The sequence below is a fragment of the Oleiphilus sp. HI0132 genome, from assembly GCF_001635845.1.
Genome location: NZ_LWGJ01001735.1, coordinates 1 through 963, shown reverse-complemented (window position 1 = coordinate 963; position 963 = coordinate 1). Strand labels below are relative to the sequence as shown.

Genomic DNA, 963 nt, shown 5'->3' with positions numbered 1-963 from the left:
AAGATACACCAATAGACATACCAATAATTGCCATCGATTTGGTGCGGCTCTATTCACTCGTTAAATCACTTAGCAAAGCCATCAAGACACTGGCAATTGCCCCTGCCCCCTGAAGGAATCGGCCAAATATCACACCGTAAATTGTCGTTGAAAGTGCCGCGACCAAACTGCCAATGAGAAATAGGAGCAGCCCGAAGAAAATCAGTTTTTTGCGACCAAATCGGTCAGACAGTGCACCAAAGGGAACTTGGAACAGCGCCTGGCTCAAACCATAAGCACCAATAGCAACACCAATTAGAATTTCACTCGACCCGGCTAGCTCCTGCCCATATAAAACAAAAACCGGCAAAACCATAAACAAGCCAAGCATACGCGAAGCATATAAAAGAGCTAAAGAAATTACCGAGCGCTTTTCACTAGCAGTCATTATTTTGTATACATTCATCAAATTATTCGGGCAGCCATTCTATCATTAAGACCCACTGCAAGGAATCACAATACAGGTCTAATAAGTACTAATGAGCGCTTACACCCCATTAGCGTAATATGTCATACAAGTTAGCGTCTAAATTGCTATAATCGACCGTTTTTAAGCATCGGTTAATAGATTAATGGATAAGATCCTCGTTCGTGGCGCAAAAACACACAACCTAAAAAATATCGACCTTACAATTCCTCGTGATAAGCTAATCGTAATAACCGGTTTATCTGGCTCCGGTAAATCATCGCTCGCCTTTGACACGCTTTATGCTGAAGGCCAGCGACGTTATGTCGAGTCTCTGTCGACTTACGCTCGTCAATTCCTGTCGATGATGGACAAACCTGAAGTCGACCATATTGAAGGTCTTTCTCCAGCCATATCCATCGAGCAAAAATCCACCTCTCACAATCCACGATCTACTGTCGGTACGATTACTGAGATCTATGACTACCTTAGACTTCTATTCGCTCGCGCAGGCGAAC

At 43.6% G+C, this 963-nt stretch carries 1 protein-coding gene and 1 pseudogene; one reads left to right on the top strand and one right to left on the bottom strand.

Annotation, left to right across the window (positions count from 1 at the left end):
• Window positions 1-49: 49 nt before the first annotated feature.
• Window positions 50-445 carry an MFS transporter gene (locus A3766_RS26510; RefSeq protein ID WP_068643308.1) on the bottom strand — a complete coding sequence of 132 codons (396 nt, stop codon included), beginning with the start codon at window positions 443-445 and terminating at the stop codon, window positions 50-52.
• Between the two features lie 166 nt (window positions 446-611).
• Here A3766_RS26510 and A3766_RS26505 point away from each other — a divergent pair.
• Window positions 612-963: pseudogene (locus A3766_RS26505) on the top strand (excinuclease ABC subunit UvrA); the annotation flags it as partial.

Bases quoted from the DNA above. Each gene is read 5' to 3' on its own strand.
- A3766_RS26510 (WP_068643308.1), bottom strand. From the start codon at position 445: ATGAATGTATACAAAATAATGACTGCTAGTGAAAAGCGCTCGGTAATT.